The sequence below is a fragment of the Pseudarthrobacter polychromogenes genome (assembly GCF_014644495.1).
In the GTDB taxonomy this organism is placed as follows: domain Bacteria; phylum Actinomycetota; class Actinomycetes; order Actinomycetales; family Micrococcaceae; genus Arthrobacter; species Arthrobacter polychromogenes.
Genome location: NZ_BMKU01000001.1, coordinates 484,669 through 502,425 on the forward strand (window position 1 = coordinate 484,669; position 17,757 = coordinate 502,425).

The 17,757-nt window shown below is 65.0% G+C and carries 15 protein-coding genes; all 15 read right to left on the minus strand.

Annotated elements, in window-relative coordinates; translation table 11 throughout:
* Positions 1 to 37 precede the first annotated feature (37 nt).
* Positions 38 to 1,693: an amidohydrolase gene (locus IEX43_RS02440; protein ID WP_188808900.1), complete on the minus strand. Its 1,656-nt coding sequence runs from the start codon at positions 1,691 to 1,693 to the stop codon at positions 38 to 40.
* Between the two features lie 54 nt (positions 1,694 to 1,747).
* The gene (locus IEX43_RS02445; protein WP_188808901.1) at positions 1,748 to 4,681 is read right to left on the minus strand and encodes a DEAD/DEAH box helicase; all 2,934 of its coding nucleotides are present in this window, start codon (positions 4,679 to 4,681) and stop codon (positions 1,748 to 1,750) included.
* Positions 4,682 to 4,701: 20 nt separating this feature from the next.
* Entirely contained in the window at positions 4,702 to 5,496 is a 795-nt protein-coding gene (tatC, locus tag IEX43_RS02450) for a twin-arginine translocase subunit TatC (RefSeq protein ID WP_104187123.1), read from the minus strand.
* Positions 5,497 to 5,544: 48 nt separating this feature from the next.
* Positions 5,545 to 5,817, minus strand: a complete 273-nt coding sequence (tatA, locus tag IEX43_RS02455; protein ID WP_104187125.1) for a Sec-independent protein translocase subunit TatA — start codon at positions 5,815 to 5,817, stop codon at positions 5,545 to 5,547.
* Between the two features lie 32 nt (positions 5,818 to 5,849).
* Positions 5,850 to 6,194, minus strand: a complete 345-nt coding sequence (locus IEX43_RS02460; RefSeq protein WP_188808902.1) for a hypothetical protein — start codon at positions 6,192 to 6,194, stop codon at positions 5,850 to 5,852.
* 10 nt (positions 6,195 to 6,204) lie between these two features.
* Complete coding sequence (locus IEX43_RS02465; RefSeq protein ID WP_188808903.1) at positions 6,205 to 8,184, minus strand: helix-turn-helix transcriptional regulator; 1,980 nt, start codon at positions 8,182 to 8,184, stop codon at positions 6,205 to 6,207.
* A gap of 104 nt (positions 8,185 to 8,288) precedes the next feature.
* Entirely contained in the window at positions 8,289 to 8,684 is a 396-nt protein-coding gene (locus IEX43_RS02470; RefSeq protein ID WP_066275847.1) for an FKBP-type peptidyl-prolyl cis-trans isomerase, read from the minus strand.
* Between the two features lie 108 nt (positions 8,685 to 8,792).
* Entirely contained in the window at positions 8,793 to 9,749 is a 957-nt protein-coding gene (locus IEX43_RS02475) for an FKBP-type peptidyl-prolyl cis-trans isomerase (RefSeq protein WP_188808904.1), read from the minus strand.
* A 111-nt stretch (positions 9,750 to 9,860) separates the two neighbouring features.
* Complete coding sequence (gene pafA / locus IEX43_RS02480; protein WP_188808905.1) at positions 9,861 to 11,225, minus strand: Pup--protein ligase; 1,365 nt, start codon at positions 11,223 to 11,225, stop codon at positions 9,861 to 9,863.
* 13 nt (positions 11,226 to 11,238) lie between these two features.
* Positions 11,239 to 11,949, minus strand: a complete 711-nt coding sequence (gene prcA, locus IEX43_RS02485; protein ID WP_188808906.1) for a proteasome subunit alpha — start codon at positions 11,947 to 11,949, stop codon at positions 11,239 to 11,241.
* 1 nt (position 11,950) lies between these two features.
* A complete protein-coding gene (gene prcB / locus IEX43_RS02490; protein WP_188808907.1) occupies positions 11,951 to 12,772 on the minus strand; it encodes a proteasome subunit beta in 822 nt (273 codons plus the stop codon).
* Between the two features lie 81 nt (positions 12,773 to 12,853).
* Positions 12,854 to 13,057 (minus strand): ubiquitin-like protein Pup, encoded by a 204-nt coding sequence (locus tag IEX43_RS02495; protein WP_104187137.1) that lies wholly within the window; start codon positions 13,055 to 13,057, stop codon positions 12,854 to 12,856.
* 85 nt (positions 13,058 to 13,142) lie between these two features.
* Positions 13,143 to 14,813 carry a depupylase/deamidase Dop gene (gene dop, locus IEX43_RS02500; protein WP_188808908.1) on the minus strand — a complete coding sequence of 557 codons (1,671 nt, stop codon included), beginning with the start codon at positions 14,811 to 14,813 and terminating at the stop codon, positions 13,143 to 13,145.
* Positions 14,810 to 16,561 (minus strand): proteasome ATPase, encoded by a 1,752-nt coding sequence (arc, locus tag IEX43_RS02505; RefSeq protein ID WP_104187141.1) that lies wholly within the window; start codon positions 16,559 to 16,561, stop codon positions 14,810 to 14,812. The genes dop and arc overlap by 4 nt, the downstream gene beginning before the upstream one ends.
* An 82-nt stretch (positions 16,562 to 16,643) precedes the next feature.
* The gene (locus IEX43_RS02510) at positions 16,644 to 17,711 is read right to left on the minus strand and encodes a tRNA (adenine-N1)-methyltransferase (protein ID WP_229666268.1); all 1,068 of its coding nucleotides are present in this window, start codon (positions 17,709 to 17,711) and stop codon (positions 16,644 to 16,646) included.
* Between the last annotated feature and the right edge of the window lie 46 nt (positions 17,712 to 17,757).

The following is a 17,757-nucleotide window of genomic DNA, read 5'->3' on the forward strand; positions in this document are numbered from 1 at the left end:
GGGCGCAACTATCAATTATAGGACGGCAGCGGTCCGGTCAGGACCGCAGCGCCGGGCTTGCGTAAAGTTCGACGCCGTTGCGGACCGTCTGCAGGCACACCGGGTCACTGCCGGTATCGAGTGCAGGCAGCAGCGGCGTTCGCGCCCGCGGGTCGGTGCTCCAGGACTGGACCCGCCCGTCGGCGACCTGGACCATCAGTTCCTCAACCTCCCACACAGCGAAACTCGCCGGTGCCCCCGGTACCAGCTGGCCGGCCATCGGATCGGAGTACTTCGCCGCCCGCCAGCCCGCACGCGTGTGGCCCAGGAAGGCGGCACGGGCGGAGATCCGCTCATCCTCGTTGTGGTGCTCCAGGCACGCCCTCACGCTGGACCAGGGGCGCAGCGGCGTCACGGGGCTGTCGCTGCCGAAGCAGACGGGCACCCCGGCTGCGTAGAGGGTGGCGAACGGGTTCATGGACCGGCTCCGCTCCCCCAGCCTCTGCTCATACAGAGCTCCCGGTCCTCCCCAGGCGGCGTCAAACGATGGCTGGGCACTGACCGTCACGGCATACCGGGACAACACCTCGACGGCGGCGGAATCAATCATCTCCACGTGTTCAAAGCGGTGCCAGGCAGCGCGCAGCCGCTGCTCACCCACTTCCTTGGCTGCCAGTGCCAGCGCGTCCAGCGCGGCGTCCAGCCCGGCGTCGCCAATGACGTGGAAACCACCCTGGACTCCGGCAAGCGAGCACGCCGCCAGATGCGCCGCGGCCTCTTCCACGCTGAGGTAGAGGTTGCCCTGTTCCTCAGGAGCATCGCTGTAGCCGGACCGCAGGGCAGCTGTCCGGGAGCCCACGGAGCCATCGATGTTCAGGTCGCCGGCGAGCCCCCGCACCGGGAAGCCAAACTGGTCCAGGAGGTTGCGGACGTGCTCTTCCGAGGTGGCCAGTTCCCCCCAATAGGGCAGGACCTCGGGGACGCCTGCGGTTCCGGGCGCGCCGCTGTTCCAGGCCCCAGCCAGCCGGAGGTCCTCCACACCGCCGATATGCGGTGCCCCCATTTCCGCTACTGCCACGTAACCGTTGGCTGCAGCTTCGGACAAAGCCCGCGCCTGGTGGCGCTTCAACGCTTCTTCGGGCTGGCGCCGGGTTGCCTGCCGGGCGGCCGTGTGCGCGGCCCGGCGGACCCTGGCGCCGCCGTCGAACCCGTCCAACTGACTGACTCCGGCCGCATCGGCGAGTGACCCGGAAATCAGCGCGGAGTGCACGTCCACCCGGGACAGGTACACCGGCCGTCCCGCTGATGCCCGCTCCAGTTCAGCGGCGGTGGGGAGGCTGCTGTCCGGCCAGGCGGTCTCGTCCCAGCCGTGGCCCAGGACAGGCCCGTCACCGGGGACAGCAGCCACGGCGTCGAGCAACTCCCTGGCTGACCGGATTCCGCCCAGCCGGAGGGAGTCCAGCGCGATGCCCGTCTCGGTCAGGTGGATGTGGGAGTCCACGAACCCTGGCGTCACGAGGGCGCCGCGGAGATCGATGATTTCCATGGAGCTGTCCGCGATGGAGGTGGCCGCCTGTTCGGATCCCACCCAGGCCACCGTGCCGCCATCCACCACCATTGCCGTGGCAAAGGGGTCGGCGGCGGTGTAGACGGAGCCGTTCCGGTAGAGGACTGTTTTTGTGCGCGGGACGGGCAGCGGTTCAGGTTGGGACATACGGGGCAGTGCTCCTGGCGTTGGGGCGCGCCGGCGGGCAGCCGGCGTTGCTGGTCAGAGGACGGAGGAATAAGCCACGACACCGCGGCGGATCAGGGAGATGGCCTCGGCACAGAGCCTGGCCAGGCGGGGATCCAGCCCGGGGATCTTGGCGAGCTGGTCCAGAAGGTCCACAACCTGCTTCACCCAGCGGACAAAGTCACCCGCGGCCAGGTCTGTGCCGCTAAGGACGTCCTGCAGATGCCGGCCCTTGGCCCACTTATAGACAGGCCAGACAAGCCCCAGTTCAGGTTCGCCGGTCAGCGGAAGCTTCTTGTCCTCTTCCACATCCTCAAGCGCGGACCATTCACGGACGACGATATCCACCGATGTCTCCAGCGAAATGCTGGGCATCCGTGGCCTCAGCCCCCGGTCTTCGCGTTTCGCCTGGTACACCAGCACGCTGGCGAGGGCCGCAACCTCCACTGCGTCCAGGTCATCGAACGCGCCAAGCCGCAGCGACTGGGAAATCAGCAGGTCCTTTTCACCGTAAATCCGCCGGAGACGCTGGCCGTCAGGGCTGATGGAGAGCCGCCCGTCCGCTGCCTGTTCAAGGTACCCGTAGGTGGAAAGGACATCACAGACGCGGTCAAAGGTCTTGGCAATTGTGTTGGTCCTGCCCTGGATCTGCCGGACCAGCCCGTCGGTTTCACGGCGGAGCTTCCACCAGCGCTCGGACCAGCGGGCATGGTCTTCGCGCTCGCTGCAGCCATGGCACGGGTGGGCGCGGAGCGCGCGGCGGAGGTCCGCAATGCGCTTTTCCTGGTCAGGCAGGGCGGTGGCGAGGCCAAAGTCGTTGTTGCGGTTATTGCCCGGTGCGGGCGGCCGGTTTTCGCGCAGTGCATTCCGGGCCGACGAGGCCAGGTCCCGGCGGGACTTGGGCACTTTGGCGTTGAAGGACTTGGGAATGCGGATGCGCGTCACCGGAGCGATGGGTCCCTCCAGGTCGTCGGTCCCAATCCTGCGCAGTTGGTTGTCCAGCGTCAGGACGGCCGGCCGTGGCTCCCGGCTGGTGTGGTCCGAACTGAGCACAATAGCCGGACCAGGTGCCCTCCCGCCGGGAACGTCCACCACGTCACCCGGCAGCAGCCGGGCCAGCGAATCGTCACTGAGCGACTTCCGTACGCGGGACTTGGTGCGGGAGCCGGCGTTTTCGGCGTCGGACAGTTCCCTGCGCAGCCGTGCGTACTCGGTGAAGTCACCCAGATGGCAGGTCATGGACTTTGCGTACCCGGCCAGCGACTCCTCCCGGCTGCGCACCTGCCGCGCCAATCCCACAACGGAACGGTCAGCCTGGAACTGTGCAAACGAGGACTCTAAAATCTCACGGGCCCTTGCCCGGCCAAACTGTGCCAGGAGGTTGATGCTCATGTTGTAGGTGGGCCGGAAACTCGAGTTCAGCGGGTAGGTGCGCCGCGACGCAAGGCCGGCGACCGCCGTCGGATCCGTTCCAGGCTGCCACAGCACCACGGCGTGGCCCTCCACGTCGATGCCGCGGCGGCCGGCACGGCCGGTCAGCTGGGTGTACTCCCCTGCCGTGATATCCACGTGGGCTTCGCCGTTAAACTTGTCCAGCTTCTCGAGCACCACGGAACGGGCAGGCATGTTGACGCCCAGTGCCAGCGTTTCCGTGGCGAACACCGCCTTGACCAAACCGTCAGCGAAAAGCTTCTCCACCACTTCTTTGAACGTGGGGAGCATGCCGGCGTGGTGTGCTGCGAAGCCGCGGATCAGGCCGTCACGCCAGGTCCAGAAGCCCAGGACGTCCAGGTCATCGGGCGGAATGTCCTGCCCGGCCTCATCAACGCGCTGGGCAATGATGCTCTGTTCCCTCTCCGTGGTGAGCCACAGCCCGGACCCCACACACTGCGCCACCGCAGCGTCACAGCCCGCCCTGGAAAAGATGAAGGTGATAGCAGGCAGCAGGTCCATGCGGTCAAGGCTTGCGATGACCTGCGGCCGGCTGGCCGGGCGCACACCCCGCTCGTCCCCGCCACGGCCGGGCCGGTCATTGCCGCGTCTTCCGCGCTGGCCACGCCCTCCCGGTCCTCCCTGGCGGCTGCGGAAATTCTGCTGGATTTCGCTGCGCGCCACCTTCAGGAGGTCGGGATTGACGTCGAAGCCGCGCCCCTTGGCGCCGTCAGCAGACGGGACCGGCTGCGTCCCGTCGCCGTCCACGGGCGGGGCGATTTCATCGAAGGTGGTTTCCCCGGCAAACAGATCCATGACCTGGCGGCCCACCATCACGTGCTGCCACAGGGGTACCGGCCGGTGCTCGGAGACGATGATGTCGGTGTCGCCGCGCACGGTGTCCAGCCACGCGCCGAACTCCTCGGCGTTGGAGACGGTGGCGCTGAGTGAGACAACCTGCACCTCGCTGGGAAGGTGGATGATGACTTCCTCCCAGACGGCGCCGCGGAAGCGGTCGGCGAGGTAATGGACCTCATCCATCACCACATAGCCGAGGTCGTCAAGGGTTGCCGAGTCCGCGTACAGCATGTTCCGGAGGACTTCCGTGGTCATCACGACGACGGGCGCGTCGCCGTTGATGCTTGTGTCGCCGGTGAGCAGGCCTACGTTCCCGGCGCCGTACTTCTCGGCAAGCTCGGTGAATTTCTGGTTGCTGAGGGCCTTGATCGGGGTGGTGTAGAACGCCTTGAGGCCACGCTCCAGGGCGAGGTAGATGGCGAATTCCCCGACGATCGTTTTCCCGGCTCCAGTGGGGGCCGCCACCAGCACTCCCCTGCCCTCCTGCAGGGAGTGACAGGACTTCCGCTGGAAATCGTCCAGCTCGAAGTCGAGAGTGCGGACGAACGCTCCAAGGTACGTCGCTGCTTCGGCCCTGCGTTCGGCGCTGGCCTGGTACCGCTCTGCGGGGGAAAGCTCTTCGAAGTCAGTGGGGCCGGGAGTGAACGGTCCAGAGGAAGAAGGCCCGGTGTTGGAGGACATATCCCAAGCCTAACGGGCGCCTAGAGGTTCTTCAGCTCGCTGCCCGGGGTGGCGATGTCTGCTGTTGCGTCTGTTTCAGCTGCCCGCTTGGCCTCCCGGCGGGCCCGGCGCTTGTCGTTCATGAGACAAATGCCGATTGCTGCAAAGAACAGCACCAGCAGCGGCCCTGCCAGCATGAACATCGAAATGGCGTCGGCTCCGGGAGCGGCAATGGCGGCAAGGACGAACACCAGGAAAACGGTGATGCGCCAGGCCTTGAGGATGGTCTGCCCCGAGATGACACCGGCCATGTTGATGCCCACCAGGACCACCGGCACCAGGAAGGCGATGCCCAGCACCAGGACCATCCGGGTGACGAACTCGATGTAGGTGCGCGCATCGATGACGCTGGACGAACCGTCCGGAGTGAACTGGGTGAGTGCCCTGACCACCTGCGGGACCACAAGCCAGCCTGCCCAGATTCCGGCCAGGAACAGCGGGACCGCAGCCGCCATGTACCCCAGCGTGTACCGGCGCTCCTTGGACGTGAGGCCGGGCGTGATGAAGGCCCACAACTGGTAAATCCAGATCGGGCTGGAAATCACCACGCCAATCAGCAGCGACATCTGGAGTTTGAAGTCGAAGGGGGACGCGATGGTCCCAAAGTTAATTGCCGAAAGCCCGCCCGTCTGCTGGGAGATGCGGTTGACCGGATCGGCCAGGGCTTTCAGCAGCGGATCGTAAAGTATCCATCCTCCGATGCCGCCAATGACGACGCCGATGGCCGACTTGATCAGCCGGTTCTTCAGCTCTTTGAGGTGGTCCCAAAGAGCCATCCGCCCCTCGGGGTTGGCTTTACGGGCCCGCGACAGTGCCACTGGGGGTCAGGCGCGGTTCGACGGCGGAACGTCAGTGCCGTCGGTCGGCTCGCCGGGCTGCGCCTTGGGGTGGTTGACGATGGTTCCCTCCACCGGGCCTGAAGGGTCGGTGGACTCGGGCTTGCCGTCGTTCTTCATTTCCTTGACCTCGGATTTGATGATCCGCATGGACTGTCCAAGGCTGCGCGCCATGGCCGGAAGTTTCGGTGCGGCAAAGAGAAGCAAAGCAACAACAATGATAATTACGATGGGCCAGGGGCCATCAAAGAGTCTTCCCACGGGAAATCCTTTCGTCTAAGTTCATTTTACTTCTAAGTAAAGTCGAGATCGCCGAGCGCCTGCGGTTGGCCCCGGTCTTTCTTGCGCTGCACTCGTCGCAGGCGGCGCATTTCCCGTCGGGACGACTTGGATGCCTCGTAATCATGTCGCATGAGCGTGGGCGAGGCAAAAACCGCCGCACCCGGCGGGGGCGTTGCAGGATCTGCAGCGTCCGGCATAGCCATGGGGCCCAGGTGCCCCAGCTTCTCGCCGGCTGCCCCCAAATCCTTGACGGTCGCCATGAACTGGCGAAACAGGCGAATGCCCAACAAGACATAGAAGAGCAGTAAGAGCGCAACGAGCGCCACCCATATCAGGATCCAGGACCACCAAGGCATGCTGAGAAGTCTAGCCGCCGTACCTGGCCAAGGATGCCGCCAACCACCTGCGGGACGCCTCCGCCAGCTCACCTGGTGCCAGGATCCTGGCAGAACCGCCATGCTGGGCCACGAACATCGGCAGCCAGTCCGTCGTGCCGAACCGGATCTCGGCCACCAGCCCGCCGTCGGGCAACTCTGCGGTGCGTTCCGCGTAGTAGTCGTCTGCCAGCCCCCTCCCCTGCCGGGTGAGCTGGACGGTGACAGTAGTGTCGTCGTCGCTGGCGGTGAAGAGCCTGGCAGGAACTCCTTCGGTGGGCGTGATGCCCTCCGGGACGGGAGCACCGTTCGGGTGCACTTCCTGGACACGGTCCAGGCGGAAGTTCCGGAGGCTACGCACCAGGTGGCAGTAGGCCTCGAAGTACCAGGTGTTGTCCAGCGAAAACAGGCGGAACGGGTCCACGTCGCGTTCGGTGATGGTGCCCCGCTGGGGCGAAAGGTACCGGAGGCGGAGCTGGGAGCGGGATTCGATGGCCTGCCTGACCGTGGCGTGGGTAGCAGCATCGGCGGGTGCCACTTCCGGCCCGGCAAGGGATGCCGCCCGGAGGCCTTCTTCACCCGCGGCCGCCAGCAGCTTCAGGGTCACCGATTCCAGCACGCCGCCCTCGGCCACTTCCGGCAGCCCGTTCAGGGTCTCCAGCCCGGCCAGGAGGGCGCAGGCTTCCTCCACGGTGAAGCGGACCGGTTTTGTCAGGTCCAGGTCCTGGGTGATGTAAACGTGGTCGTCGTCCCAGTGGATGTCCAGGAGATCGTCAGGGTATCCCTCCGGCAGGCCGGAGCAGATCAGGATCTGCAGGTCATCCTCCAGCTCCTTCCTGGTGATGCCAAACCGGTCTGCCACGTCCTGGATGTGCAGGCCCTGGTTGTGCACCAGGAAGGGCACCAGCTGCAGCATCCGCTTGAGCTGGTCCTCGGACGTGCGTTTGCGGACAGCAGCGGCCCGGGCTGTGCCGAAGCTGTACGGAGGCTCAGGCTGGGCGCTGAACGCCGCAGCCGCGCGCAGCCTGCGGAGGACGGCAGCCACAAGCTCAGGCGGGGCTATGGCGTGCGCATCCGGTCCGTAAGAGGCCAGTTCCTCAGCCAGTGCCTCGGGGTCGCGGTACTGCACGGACAGCCGCTCGTAGCGGGCCTCACGCCTGCCAGCAGTGCCACCCTCCGCGGAACTGCGCCGCCGCAGGGCCAGCAGCTTTCCTTCGCGGACGTCGACGACGGCGGTGCGCAGCGGCAGTTCAGGGAGGCGGTCCAGCTCCTGCCGGACGTTGAAGTCCGCCGGTGGCGTGTACAGCTCCTTGTCCAGGGTTGTGACAGCACTGGTGATGCGGGAAAGACGGAAGTGGCGCGGTGCTTCCCGGCCGCGGTCGTGGCCTACCAGGTACCACTGGCCAAACCGGCTGCCCAGGCCCCACGGCTCCACTGACCGCAGCTCCTCGTTGCCTGTGCTGCCTGCAAGGTATGTGAAGGTGACCGGGTGTCGGGAGTGCAGTGCAGAGACCAGGTCGTCGAAGGCCTGTCCTGCCGGCTTGATGCGGGGCTGGACGCCGGCGGGAAGGGCGACGTCGGCAAGGCGCCCTGACGCCTGGAGTTTCCGGAGGGCGCTCTGCGCGGCTGTGCCAAGGGCGGCACGCTCCCACAGCTGTGAGGCCAGGAGGAGGACAGTCCATTCGTCCGGCCCCAGCTGGACATCCGGAAGGCGGTTGGATTCCTTGCCGATGCGGTAACGGGTGGTGGCAGGATCATCCTCGCTCCACCCCATGTCCGTCAGGGTTTCCACCTCGAACCCGAACTGGCGCAGGTCGTTTTTGTCCCGCTCGAACATCCGGCCGAAAGCCACGTCATTGCCTGAAGAATCGTGGTAGACCTTTTCGCGCAGCTCACTGCGGCGCAGCCCATACCGGGTGTTCAGGAGTGCGATCAGCAGGTTGAGGAGGCGTTCAGTTCGGGATACGGGCACTCTGGCTACGTTACTAAAGTCCGCGGCGGAACGCAGAAAGCGCGGCAGCACCAGGATTTTGCGTCCTGGTGCTGCCGCGCTTCTAACGCTACCGGTAATCCTTTTTAGCGGACTCCGACGAGGTCCACCACGAATATCAGGGCTTCGTTCGGAGCGATGGCTCCGCCGGCGCCGCGGGAGCCGTAGGCCAGCTCCGAGGGGATCTCCAGGCGGCGGCGGCCGCCCACCTTCATGCCCAGCAGGCCCTGGTCCCAGCCCTGGATGACCTGGCCGACGCCAACGCGGAAGTCCAGCGGGGCGCCCCGGCCCCAGGAGGCGTCGAACTCTTCGCCGGTGGACCAGGCTACGCCGACGTAGTGGGTGGAAACGGTGTCGCCGGCTTTGGCTTCGCGTCCGTCGCCCTCAATGAGGTCGGTGATGACCAGTTCCGTGGGGACATCACCCTCCGGGAAGTCGATCTCGGGCTTCTGGCGGTCGAATTCACGCTGTCCGAATGACATGGTTGCTCCTTTGATGTCTGTGCTGCTTTTATCTGTGCGGCTGGTTGATGCAGCCGCGGACCGGCCGCGGCAGGGCGGCAACCGGTGGTGCTTCGCCTGTAAGTGTTGCTACTTAGCCCCGAGGATGTCCACTACGAACACCAAATCTCCCTTGGCCTCACCCTGTCCAGCGTCGCCGTAGGCAAGATCCTTGGGGATGACCAGGAGGACGCGGGAACCTACCGTCTTGCCGGCAAGGCCCTGGGTCCAGCCCTTGATGACACCGGTGAGCGGAAAGCTTGCGGGTTCGCCGCGGTCAAAGCTCGAGTCGAATTTGGTGCCGCCCTCAAGGGTGACGCCCACGTAGTTCACGGTGAGGGTGTCGGATTCCTTCACGGTGGCGCCGGTGCCCTTGATGAGGTCCTGGGAAACCAGGGCCGTCGGGGCAGCCACACCCTCGACGTTGATCTCGGGGACGCCGTCCTTTTCGGACACGGTGGGCAGTCCCGCCGGCGGGGTGACGGTCTCGCCCTCGGGCTTTTCCAGTACGGGCGCCACGTCCTCGGCGGACAGGACCTTGATAATCAGCAACTGCGTGGGCTGGGCGGCGGCGGAGGGGCTGGGGCTGGCCCCGTCCGAGGGGCTCGGGGCACTCTGCTGTCCGGGGACAGCGAGGGCCAGGCTGGAGCCCACCTTGGCGCCAACGAACGCGTTGTAGATGACTTCGCTGCTGGTCTTCAGTTCGTCGTTGAGCTCAAGGGGTTCGGGCTCGCCGGGAAAAGTGTCCTCAAGGGTACTTCCGTCAGTGCCGTTGAGGGCCAGAATGGAGATGTTGGCGACCTGGTTTGCCTTTACCGTCTCGCCGCTACCCTCGGTGATGACCTTGATGGTGGGTTCTGCCACTTCCAATGGCTTGGTGAATTCCACGCCGGGGGCTTTCTTGTCCCCGTTGTCGGTCAGTTTGAGGGAGTCGAACTTGGCAGTCTCGCCGGCGGATACGCTGGTGGGTTCCGGCTCTGCGGTTGAACCGCCGCAGGCGGTCAGCAGCAGCAGACCGGGAAGAAGGATTGCTAGTAGTCGGCGCACGTAAGAAAACTTTCGTCGGGGCAGGGTGGATGCGATGTTCCGCATGGCAACGGCCGGCATCGCGGGGTCCCTTTAAAGGGCCCTATCCAGAATAGCCCCTGAAGCTGGGTGTCAGCCCATAGACTCAAGGAGGGCATCCACGCGCTCATCGACGCTGCGGAAGGGGTCCTTGCACAGGATTGTCTGGTGTGCCCGGTCGTTCAGCTTCAGGTGGACCCAGTCCACGGTGTAGTCCCGTCCCAGTTCCTGTGCGCGGCGAACAAAGTCTCCGCGGAGCTTGGCACGTGTGGTCTGCGGGGGGACGTCCACAGCGTCCTTGATGACTGTATCGTCCACGATCCGGCGCACCGCACCGCGTGACTGCAGCAGGTAATAGAGGCCGCGGCTGCGGGAGATGTCATGGTAGGTAAGGTCCAGCTGGGCTATCCGGGGGGCGTCCAGCCCCAGGCCGTGCCGTTCACGGTACTTGTCCATGAGCTTCTTCTTGATGGCCCAGTCGATTTCGGTGTCGATCCCGCGGAAGTCACCGCTTTCGATGGCCGTGAGTGTCCGCTCCCAAAGGTCGAGGATGAGCGGAACGTGCGGGTTGTGGGGGCCGTGCTCCTTCACGAATGCCGTGACCTTGGTCAGGTACTCCTGCTGGATTTCGAGTGCGGTGAGCTGGCGTCCGTTGGCAAGGCGGACCAATGCCCGGCCGCTGAGGTCATGCGAGATCTCGCGGATGCTGCGGATGGGGTTTTCCATCCTCATGTCGCGCATGATCACGCCTGCCTCGATCATGCGCAGGACCAGGTCCACGGTGCCGATCTTCATCAGGGCCGTGGCTTCGGACATGTTCGAGTCCCCCACAATGACGTGGAGGCGGCGGTAGAACTCTGCGTCAGCATGCGGCTCGTCGCGTGTGTTGATGATGGGACGCGACCTGGTGGTGGCAGAGGAAACGCCCTCCCAGATGTGGTCGGCCCGCTGGGAGAACGCGTACGTTGCGCCGTGGGGCGTCTTCAGGATCTTTCCGGCGCCGGCTATCAGCTGGCGGGTAACCAGGAACGGGATCAGGATCTCGGCGAGCCGGGAGAACTCGCCGCGGCGCGGAATGAGGTAGTTCTCGTGGCTGCCGTAGGAGTTTCCGGCGGAATCGGTGTTGTTCTTGAAGAGGTACACCGTTCCGTTGAAGCCTTCGGCTGCGAGCCGGGCCTGCGCCTCGTCCACGAGGTCGTCCAGGATCAGCTCGCCCGCCCTGTCGTGGGCGATGAGCTGCGCCAGGTCGTCGCATTCGGCGGTGGCGTATTCCGGGTGGGATCCCACATCGAGGTAGAGCCTGGAGCCGTTGGTCAGGAACACATTGGATGAACGCCCCCAGCTGACCACCTTGCGGAAGAGGTAGCGGGCCACTTCCTCGGGGGCGAGGGGCCTCGAGTCCGGGCTCGAATATGAGATCCCGAATTCGGTTTCGATGCCGAAGATCCTCTTGTCCATGTGTCCAGTCCTCCTAGGCCAGCAGTGCAGTGATGTCCGCGTCGTTGAGCCGGCGGAAGGCGCGCCTGGACCCGCGCATGGTTTCTGATTGCCGGTCCAGGACTGCCACTTCCAGCGCGCCAGCCGGAAGTGATTTCGCCTGTTCTTCCGCTTCTGCCGGGGGAACCAGGCCGTTGATGGCAAGGCGCACTGCGTCTGCGAAGTTCAGGGAGCCGCGCCAGCCCTGTCCAATGACAGAGGAGACTTTGTCCGCCTGGCCGCCCATCACAACAAAGGAGTGTTCATCCGCGATGGAGCCGTCAAAGGTCAGCCGGTAGAGGTGGTCTTCTGCCTGGGTGGCGCCGACCTCGGCCACCGCCAGCTCCACCTCGAAGGGCTTTTGTTCCGCTGTGAACACCGCTCCGAGGCTCTGCGCGTAGACGCTTGCCAGTCCCCTTGCCGTGACGTCCTCCCGGTCGTAGGAGTACCCGCGCACATCGGCGTAGCGGACACCGGCCTGGCGGAGGCTTTCGAACTCGTTGTATTTTCCGACGGCGGCGAAGGCGATTTTGTCGTAGATCTCGCCGATCTTATGCAGGGACGGTGAAGGGTTCTCGGCGACGAGGGCGATTCCGTCCTCGCAGCTGATGACCACGACGGACCTGCCGCGGGCAATGCCTTTGCGGGCAAAATCCGCGCGGTCCTTCATCAGCTGTTCGGGTGAAACATAGAACTGCTGTGTCATCTCAGGCCTCCCGTCCAGCGATGGTCCGCGCCTCGATCACGTTCCGCGATGCTGCAGCCAGCTCGCTTTCAGGCACCCGCCGCGCGCCCGAACTGTCCACGGTGTAGATGACAGGCCACAACTGCCGCACCGTGTCGGGACCGCCGGTGGCGGAGTCGTCGTCGGCCGCGTCGTAGAGGGATTCAACCGCGACGGCGACGGCGTCGGCGGCCGTGAGGTTGGGCCGCCAGAGCTTCTTCAGGGCACCGCGGGCAAAAACCGAACCGGATCCAACAGTGTGGTGTTCACGTTCCTCGTACCGGCCGCCGGTGACGTCATAGGAGAAGAGCCTGCCAACACCGGCGCTGGTGTCGAATCCGGCAAAGAGGGGCACAACAGCGAGTCCCTGCATCGCAAGGGGAAGGTTGCCCCGGATCATGGCGCCCAGCCTGTTGGCCTTGCCTTCAAGGCTGAGGAGCGTGCCCTCGATTTTCTCGTAGTGCTCAAGCTCCACCTGGAACAACCTGGTCAGGTCGATGGCGATTCCCGCTGTCCCGGCGATCCCCAGGACGGAATAGTGGTCGGCGGGGAAGACCTTTTCGATGCGCCTGCTGGCTATGACGTTGCCCATGGTGGCGCGCCTGTCCCCCGCCATCAGCACACCGCCGTCGTAACTCATGGCCACGATGGTGGTGGCATGCGGAACCTGCAAGGGGGCAGCCGCCGGCACGCCTGCCTGGAGGGACCGGCCATACGGAAGAAGCTCCGGCCGGTCCCGTTGCAGGTGTTCGGTAAATGACGAGGTGGCGTTGGCGGCTACCTGGTTGGCGGTTGATTCCTGCACTCATGCACTCCTTGAACGTGGTCCTTCAACGTCGGTACAGATTCGGGCCTTCCGCGGCTTCCGCCAGCCTCCGAATCCGGGTTACTGACCGCCCTTTTGGACGAACGCCCGGACGAACTCTTCAGCATTGGATTCGAGGACGCCGTCGATCTCATCGAGGAGGTCGTCGACGCCTTCAGTCGATGCTGATGCCTGTGCCTCCGGCGGCGCCGGCGGTGCCTCAGGAATGTCCTCTTCGACCTGGCTGTCGCGCGATTGCGGCTGCTGCTGCTCCTGGCCTGCCATTGTTACCCCTCCTTATATCCGTCATCGGATCCGGCGGATCCTCCGATATGCCCATCCTGCCACGGTGTGGGCTTCCGGTGGCGGTTTATGCCGCAGGCGGAGCGTTATGTCCCAAAAGCTCTGCCAGGAACGGTCCCGCCTCCCGGTAGCTTTCGAATAACGCTCCGGTCAGGGCTTTGGTTCCCCGGAGTGGCTCCCTGGTGGGTACACGCTGGAGCCGCCCGTAACCCGGAACGTCGAAGATGACGGAGTCCCAGCTGGCGCCCACCACATCCTTGCCGAAGCTGCTGATGCACCTGCCTCGGAAGAACGCCCTGGTGTCCGCCGGCGGTTCGGAAACCGCTGCCGCGATGGCCGCGTCCTCAAGGATTCGCTGCATCCGGTTCCTGGCAAGGAACCGGTAATAGAGTCCCTTTTCGGGCCTGATGTCTGCCCACTGGAGGTCGACTAGCCCCAGCCGGGCATCATTCCATTCCAGCCCGTCACGTTCACGGTATCCGTCGAGGAGGGACAGCTTGGCCAGCCATTCCACCGAGGAAGCGGCAGCGGCCCGGTCATTGTCGAGTTGGGTCAGGACGGCGGCCCAGCGTTCCAGGACATCATGCGTGTGCCCGTCGCCGTCCACCTTGTCTCCAACGCCGGTATCCTGGGCCAGCTTGGCAGCGGCCTCGTGGTACATCCATTGCAGGTCAAGGGCGGTGACCCGCCTGCCGTCGAGCAGCCGCAGCCTGGCCGTAAGCGTGGTGTCATGGCTCACCGCCTGGAGGGCGGCGACCGGCTCGAACACTTCGACCTTCGGTGCCAGTCCTGCCTCGATGAGGCTGAGCACCATCGCCGTGGTTCCGAACTTCAGGTAGTTGGAGACCTGGCTCAGGTTGGCGTCCCCGATGATCACGTGGAGGCGCCGGTACTTGTCCGCGGTGGCATGCGGCTCATCCCGGGTGTTGATGATGGGCCTGCGGATGGTAGTTTCCAGGCCCACTTCGGCCTCGAAGAAATCCGCGCGCTGGCTGATCTGGTATCCCGGCGTTGAGCTGTCCTGGCCGATGCCCACCCGGCCCGACCCGCACATGATTTGCCGGCTGACGAAGAAAGGCGTCAGCCCGCGCACAATATCGCCGAAGGGCACGGAGCGCGGCATGAGGTAGTTCTCATGGGAGCCGTAGGAAACGGATTTGTTGTCCGTATTGTTCTTGTAGAGGTTGACCGGCGGAAGGTCCGGATCTGCCGCCAGGCGGCGGACGGCGGCCAGTGCCACGAGGTCACCGGCCGCGTCCCATTTCACGGCATCCCGGGGGTTGGTCACCTCCGGGCTGGAGTATTCGGGATGCGCGTGGTCCACATACAGCCGTGCACCGTTGCCCAGGACCATGTTCATCAGGAGTGTCCCGGACTCGTCCTGACCGTCCAGCTCAAGTTCCTCGCGGCCGTAGGCCAGGGCCACCGCTTCCGCATCCAGTACCGGCGGCTGGTCCGTCAGCTGGCTTGGGTGGGCGGAGCTGCGGTCCACCGTCCAGCCGCGGGCGTCGTGCAGCGGCTCCTCGTCCGTGTAATCCCAGCGGGTCTCCGCGCCGCCGGCGGCGCGCTGGCGTGTGACCTGCGCATAGGCCTGGACCACCCGGGCGCTCATCATGGTGGCATTGGCAGAGGGGGCGGACGGGGCGTGGATGCCATATTCGGTTTCCGCGCCCATGACCCGCATGGCCCCGCCGGCCGGTAAGGTTCCCCCGGCGGCGGGCTCCGGTGCAGCGGTCATAGATACTGGCCTGTTGTCGGCATGGTCTCGATGGACTTGCCGGGTTCCTGGCCCGCCTTGCCCTGGACAATCGTGCGGATGTAGGTGATCCGTTCGCCCTTCTTGCCGGAGATCCGTGCCCAGTCATCAGGGTTGGTGGTGTTGGGCATGTCTTCGTGCTCGCGGAACTCGTCCACGACGGCGCGCAGCAGGTGCTCGATCCGCAGTCCCTTCTGGTGGGTGGTCAGGAGATCCTTGATGGCGTACTTCTTGGCCCGGTCCACCACGTTCTGCACTACGGCGCCGGAGTTGAAGTCCTTGAAATAGAGCATCTCGGTGTCCCCGTTGGCGTAGGTGACCTCCAGGAACTCGTTGGACTTGTCGGTGGAGTACATGGCTTCCACCGTCCGCTGGACCATGGCGTCCACCGTGGCCTGCACATCGCCGTCATGCTCTGCCAGGTCCGATTCATGGAACGGCAGGTCGGGGGTGATGTACTTGTTGAAGATATCGGCGGCGGCCTCGGCGTCGGGACGGTGAATCTTGACCTTGACGTCCAGCCTGCCCGGCCTGAGGATAGCCGGATCGATCATGTCCTCACGGTTTGACGCACCGATGACAATCACGTTGTCCAGCCGCTCCACGCCGTCGATCTCACTGAGCAGCTGCGGCACGATGGTCGTTTCGACGTCGGACGAGATTCCGGTGCCGCGGGTGCGGAAGAGGGAATCCATCTCATCGAAAAACACCACAACGGGGCTGCCGTCCGAGGCTTTTTCGCGTGCCCTGGAAAAGATCAGCCGGATGTGCCGCTCGGTTTCACCGACGTACTTGTCGAGGAGTTCCGGGCCCTTGATGTTCAGGAAGTAGCTCTTGAGGTCCACCTTGCCGGAACGCTCCGCGGCCCGGGCAGCCAGTGAGTTGGCGACGGCCTTGGCAATGAGCGTCTTGCCGCAGCCGGGAGGGCCGTAGAGCAGGATGCCCTTGGGCGCTTTGAGGCCGTGCTCGCGGTACAGGTCGGGGTGGAGGAAGGGCAGTTCGACGGCGTCGCGGATCTGCTCGATCTGGGGCCCCAGGCCGCCAATGTCCTCATACGTGATGTCCGGGACTTCCTCCAGGACCAGGTTCTCCACCTCTGATCGCGGCACTTTTTCAAGGGCGTATCCGGTCCTTGAGTCAATGGAAAGGGCATCACCCACCCGGAGCTTTTCGGCCAGGAGCGCACCGGAAAGCCGGACGACCCGTTCTTCATCGGCGCGCCCCACCACGAGGGCACGGTCCGCTCCCAGCATCTCCTTGAGCGTGGCCAGTTCTCCCGCGCGCTCATAGCCGAGCCCGGCGACGACAAGGAGCGCCTCGTTCAGGAGGACCTCCTGGCCCACGGCCAGCTGGTTCATGTTCACCAGGGGGCTGATGCCAACGCGCATCTTCCGGCCGGCATTGAAGATGTCCACCGATTCCTCGGTGGCCGCCTGCCCGCTGCTGCCAGGTGACGGCTGCCGCTTTGGATTCAGCTGGAGTATGGTTCCGAAGCTGTAGGGCGGTTGCCCTTCCTGGTCCAGGGCGTTCTTCAGCCGGAGGATTTCAGCCTTCGCGGTTTCAAGCATGCTGACCAGCTTGGTATTGTTCTGCGTTGCCGCAGCCAGCTGGCGGTCTATGTGCCTGAGCTTGTCCCGGAGGATGTTGACCTGGCGGTCTGCAACCGAGAGGTCGTTGGCGGCAGACTGCTCTGCCGGTGTACGTCCGGAGTCCTGGTTTGGTGTCTCCATGATGTATCAGCCCCTTCCTGCGCTTCTATTAAGACATTAGCCCCAAGACGGCAGGTAGGGATGGAGACTCCCGAAATGTGGACTAGTTCGTGACCTCGGGATCGTCCTTGACGTTGGTGCCCGCGATGGCGTCCCGGGCTGCGCGCCGGAGCTTCTTGTCGGAGACCTGCCGCTCCCCCACAGCACCGGGCGTCCACGCGTTGACGTCCTCTTCGTTGAAGTCGGTCTTGGAGGGGCGCCGCTTGACGGAGATACCGGTAACGCCGTCGGCCAGCCGCCGCGTGACCAGCAGGAAGCCCGTATGGGCCACCATCCTGTGGTCCGGCCTGACGGCGAGCCCCTCCAGGTGCCAGCCGCGCACCATTGACTCCCAGGCGTCGGGCTCCGTGAAACGGCCGTCCGCCCGGATGGCTTCGGCAGTGCGCGAAAGCTGCGTGACGGTGGCAACGTAATTGATCCATACGCCGCCCGGGGCGAGCACCGTCGCCACGGCATCCAGGCATTCCCAGGGCGCCAGCATGTCCAGCACCACGCGGTCCACGGAACCCGGCGCCTCGCTCCGGACAACCTCTTCCTGGAAATCGCCCAGCGATACCTGCCAGGCGGGGTGCGGGCCGCCGAATATCGTCTCGACGTTGCCGCGGGCGATGTCAGCGAACTCTTCACGCCGTTCGAAGGAGTGCAGGTATCCGTTGTCTCCAACGGCCCGGAGCAGCGAGATGGACAGGGCCCCGGAGCCAACGCCAGCTTCCACCACGCGGGCGCCGGGGAAGATGTCTGCCATGGTAACGATCTGCCCGGCGTCCTTCGGGTAGACGACGGCGGCACCGCGCGGCATGGAAAGCACAAAATCGGACAGCAGGGGTCGCAGGGTCTGGTACTGCTGCCCAACGTTGTTGACGACAACTGAGCCGTCCACCTTGCCGATGATGTCATCGTGGTTAAGGAAGCCGCGGTGGGTGTGGAATGCCCCGCCGCTTTCGAGGGTGATGGTGTTCATGCGGCCGCGTTCGTCCGTCAGTTGGACACGCTCGCCTTCGCGGAAGGGACCCCGGCGCCGGGCGGCGCCCACCGGCTGCGAGCCGCCGCTTGCAGCCCCGGCCGGGACCGCTGCTCCTGTGGCTTCGTTGACGGCGGTTTCGCTGCTCATGACTTTCCTCGCTCCTGTAAAACTGTGGCGCCTGCATGTGGTGTGG

Excerpts from the sequence above, each read along its gene's own strand:
- IEX43_RS02440 (WP_188808900.1), bottom strand. The coding sequence starts at position 1,693 with ATGTCCCAACCTGAACCGCTGCCCGTCCCGCGCACAAAAACAGTCCTC.
- IEX43_RS02445 (WP_188808901.1), bottom strand. The coding sequence starts at position 4,681 with ATGTCCTCCAACACCGGGCCTTCTTCCTCTGGACCGTTCACTCCCGGC.
- tatC (WP_104187123.1), bottom strand. The coding sequence starts at position 5,496 with ATGGCTCTTTGGGACCACCTCAAAGAGCTGAAGAACCGGCTGATCAAG.
- IEX43_RS02460 (WP_188808902.1), bottom strand. The coding sequence starts at position 6,194 with ATGCCTTGGTGGTCCTGGATCCTGATATGGGTGGCGCTCGTTGCGCTC.
- IEX43_RS02470 (WP_066275847.1), bottom strand. The coding sequence starts at position 8,684 with ATGTCATTCGGACAGCGTGAATTCGACCGCCAGAAGCCCGAGATCGAC.
- pafA (WP_188808905.1), bottom strand. The coding sequence starts at position 11,225 with ATGGACAAGAGGATCTTCGGCATCGAAACCGAATTCGGGATCTCATAT.
- prcA (WP_188808906.1), bottom strand. The coding sequence starts at position 11,949 with ATGACACAGCAGTTCTATGTTTCACCCGAACAGCTGATGAAGGACCGC.
- IEX43_RS02495 (WP_104187137.1), bottom strand. The coding sequence starts at position 13,057 with ATGGCAGGCCAGGAGCAGCAGCAGCCGCAATCGCGCGACAGCCAGGTC.
- dop (WP_188808908.1), bottom strand. The coding sequence starts at position 14,813 with ATGACCGCTGCACCGGAGCCCGCCGCCGGGGGAACCTTACCGGCCGGC.
- arc (WP_104187141.1), bottom strand. The coding sequence starts at position 16,561 with ATGGAGACACCAAACCAGGACTCCGGACGTACACCGGCAGAGCAGTCT.
- IEX43_RS02510 (WP_229666268.1), bottom strand. The coding sequence starts at position 17,711 with ATGAGCAGCGAAACCGCCGTCAACGAAGCCACAGGAGCAGCGGTCCCG.